The following is a 3,570-nucleotide window of genomic DNA, read 5'->3' on the forward strand; positions in this document are numbered from 1 at the left end:
CGGTTCCGCTTGCGCCGCAATTCCCGTTCCAAAAGACGGATGATGGTTTCCTCCATCTGCTGGGGCGTCGTCCCCCTGGGGAAATACTTCCGCAGCTTGTCCATGCCGATTTTGACGGTTTCTTTCTGATTGCCCTTTTCCTCGGTCATAATGGCAAAAATAGCGTCCATATCAAGCTGTCCCGCCTGACTCAGCTTCTTCATGCGCTGGGCCTGGGCCAGCGAGGGCGTAGCGTCCTCGCTCTCCATGGTGGTGAGCAGATTTTTCTGTTCCTCCTGGGTCAAAAAGGACAGTTCCGCCCCAGGGGTGAGGGCGATCCTGCCCTCATCCACCATCTGCAAAATAGGCGGCAACAACTCCGTCAGGCGGATAAACCGCTGTACCGTGGACTTGCTGACGCCAAAGCCCTTTGCCACAATTTCATCCGTCCTGGACTTCGTACCAACTTGGGACAATGTTAGATCGGTGCGGTAGCCCCGCCGCTTCATGGCGTCCAGCTTCATCGTATAGGCAAAGGCCCGCTCCGACGGGAGGATATTCTCCCGCTGGATGTTGCTGTCCACAAGGGTGATGATGGCCCGGTCGCGGTCGATGGGCAGAACAAAGGCGGGGACGCTCTCTATCCCCGCCAACTCCGCCGCCCGGACACGCCGCTGTCCCGCTATGACCTCGTAGCCGTTCCCATCCCCTGCGGGCCGGGTGAGGATGGGCGCGGCCATGCCAAATTCCTTGATACTCTCCGATAACTCCATAAGCTGTTCATCCTCCACCAAATGAAAGGGATTGCCCGGAAACGGGCGCAAATCCTCTATTTTCAGCACAGTTAATTCCTGCTTTTTCATGGGCTACCTCTCTTTCATTCTGCCCCTGCCGGACTTTTGCAGTTCTTCCAGCACTTCGGGCGGTATCAGCTTTACCAGCCGCTCCAACTGCTGATTGGTGCGCTGCAACTCAAAAATGCGCTTGTTGGCCTCCTGTACCTTTAATTCCTCCGCATAGCGCCCATCCCGCAGATGGTCGGCGTACTGCTCCGACTGGCTGACCCGCTGTTTCAGGCTGTTGATATAATCGCTCTGCTTCTGGATTTCCCGTGAAAACCGCTCCATGTCAGGCAGCCATGCGGACAGCAGCGCCAGCGCCTTGTCCCGCTTCTTCCCAGCGTTAAAGGCGTTGATGTCGGACAGGGCCTTTACGATCTCGTCATGCTGCTTATCCAGCCTGCCGCCCAGCTTGAACAGCCATGTGGGGATGTGCTTGCGCCGAGTTATCATGGAGGACTCCCCGCGCTCCAACTCTGGCCACCTGGCTGACATATGGGCATGGTAGGCCGTCTGCCACTCGGACAGGCTCTTTTGATTGCCCAGCATGGTTTTAGCCGACAGCTTGCCCTCCTTGGTGATGGGGACAAAGCAAAGGTGCATATGGGGCGTTGTCTCGTCCATATGCACCACGGCGGAGATGATATTCTGTTTTCCGACACGCCCGGAAACAAAGTCCAGCGCCGCCGCAAAATAGGCCCTCTGCTCCGCCGGTGATAGACTGTGCATGAACTCCGGGGATGCGGTGATGAGCGTTTCCACCAGCATCACGCTGTCCCGACGCACCCGGCACCCCGCCGCCGCTGTCATGCGGTTGATCTCCTTTTTGTAGGTGTACTGGGGCGGGGCAACAAGATGATAATTCTCTCTGGAACGCTCCATGTCAATATCCGGGTTGCTTTTGTAGGCTTCTTTCTTCCGCTCGTTGTGGCGCTCACAGGCCGCGATGGAACCGGCCTTGCGCTTCTGGAAGCGCAATATCGCATAGGGCATGGTCATCCCTCCAATCGAAATGTGCGGGCAGACCGGGGGCGCGTCCGCCCATCAGGTTGACAGCGGTGACGGCGGTGACGGTTATTTTGGGATGCCCCCCCGCCGCTGTCACCCTGACGGGAGAACACCCCGGAAACGCATGGTGCAGGGGCGGGTCTTTCCTCGCGCCACGGCTCGGAAAGCGCCACCCCTGCGGCCGAAAAAATCTCCGATTTTTCCGGCTGCGTTTCCAGGGTGTAACACACTACACCTTGCAAGCAAGGCCGTGTGCCAGACGTTCCCTCTGGACTCCCTTTTTGCGGGGCTACGCCCCGCGTGACCCTCCGGGTCACAGGACGGGGGTGACGGCTGTTCCCCTCACTGACGGCATCCCAGATAAACCGTCACCGCTGTCAACGCCGTCACCCCTCGAAAGGACGATGCGCCGCCCCGCCTTGGTGCGGCGGTACACATAGCGGACGTTATTCTGGCGCAGGATGGTGGCGTGGTACTCATTCAGCAGCTTTGTGATGACGTTGGGCGCGGTGTCTGTTTCCCCCATCTGCGTCAAAAGTTCGGTAGCGGTGCCCGACCACTCCCGCCGTCCCTCCATAAAAGCCACCAGCCGAAAAAGAATGGGCGGCACCTCTGCCGCCGCAAGCTGTTCCTGGGATTTCCGCTCCACCAGCTCCCAACTGCAATCACGAAAGCGCAGGGTGAACTCCTGGTACTCGATGTCCCTGCCGATGGCGTAGAGAGCGGCGGTGTCGGATGCCCGGTGTTCCTTTTCCAGCACAAAGGTGGCGTCCGCGCTGCCCGTCAGCCCGGTTGTACCGGATACCCGATTGAAAATGTCGCTGTCCCCCTGCTTGCGGATGTGGTGGACGACCACCACCGCCAGGGCGTGTCTGTCCGCAAAATCCTTGAGCAACGATATGTCCCCGTAGTCGTTGGCATAGGCGTTGTCCTTGGACGCGGTGCGTATCTTCTGCAAGGTATCTATGACGATCAGCCGGGTGCCGGGGTGCTCTTTGAGATAGTCCTCCAACTGGCCCACCAGACCGTCCGTCAGCTTGCAGCTTGCCACGGCGAAGCGCAGGCGATCGCTGGCTTCATCGGTCAGACGAAACAGCCTGTCCTGGATGCGGTAAAAGGTGTCCTCCAAACACAGGTACAGCACGTCCCCCGGTGTGGTCGGCAGCTCCCACAGGGGCCTGCCCTCCGACACGCACAGGCACAGCTTCAGCATGAGCCAGCTTTTCCCGATCTTTTGCGCCCCGCAGAACAGGGTCAGGCCAGTGGGGATCAGGCCGTCCACCACGAAACTGGGCTTGTCAAGCGGCTGGTAGAGCAACGTGTCCGCGTCCACCGTTTTCAGCTTCTTCATAGCGGCACCTCCCCCGGCGTTTTTTCCTGATATGAAACATAAGCGGTTTCCTCCTTTGAAAATTCACACCCCACGTTTGCGGGATATGTAACGCAGACCGCCATACGGTTCCCCGCCCAACTCTGGCCGGGTTTTCTCTGCCGGCGCTATGCGCGAATTAAGCAGCAGGTACGCTCATGTCATGGCACACTATCTACTGCGGCAGGTATCTCTCTGACGGCTGCTATTCAGTTTTCAAAAGAGGAATGTCGTTCCATCTGTTTACTCACGAATAGCCGCTTTTGAAAGTCTACTCCGCAAAATTTCCAGAGGAAATAAAAAAGCGCCTGCCCTTGGCCCAAAGGCCAAAGGCAAGCGCCTGTTTCCTGTTTATGTTCTCTAAAAAAGTTTTAC

The 3,570-nt window shown here is 58.1% G+C and carries 3 protein-coding genes; all 3 read right to left on the reverse strand.

All coding sequences use genetic code 11. The features are described from left to right. The coding region (locus QZ329_RS13910) for a ParB/RepB/Spo0J family partition protein (RefSeq protein ID WP_295753600.1) at positions 1-842 on the reverse strand (842 nt) is incomplete at its 3' end. Between the two features lie 3 nt (positions 843-845). Continuing rightward, the gene (gene mobV, locus QZ329_RS13915) at positions 846-1,811 is read right to left on the reverse strand and encodes a MobV family relaxase (protein WP_295753601.1); all 966 of its coding nucleotides are present in this window, start codon (positions 1,809-1,811) and stop codon (positions 846-848) included. A 328-nt stretch (positions 1,812-2,139) separates the two neighbouring features. Then, a complete protein-coding gene (locus QZ329_RS13920) occupies positions 2,140-3,177 on the reverse strand; it encodes an AAA family ATPase (RefSeq protein ID WP_295753602.1) in 1,038 nt (345 codons plus the stop codon). Between the last annotated feature and the right edge of the window lie 393 nt (positions 3,178-3,570).

This window comes from uncultured Oscillibacter sp. (assembly GCF_910579365.1).
Taxonomy (GTDB): domain Bacteria; phylum Bacillota; class Clostridia; order Oscillospirales; family Oscillospiraceae; genus Oscillibacter.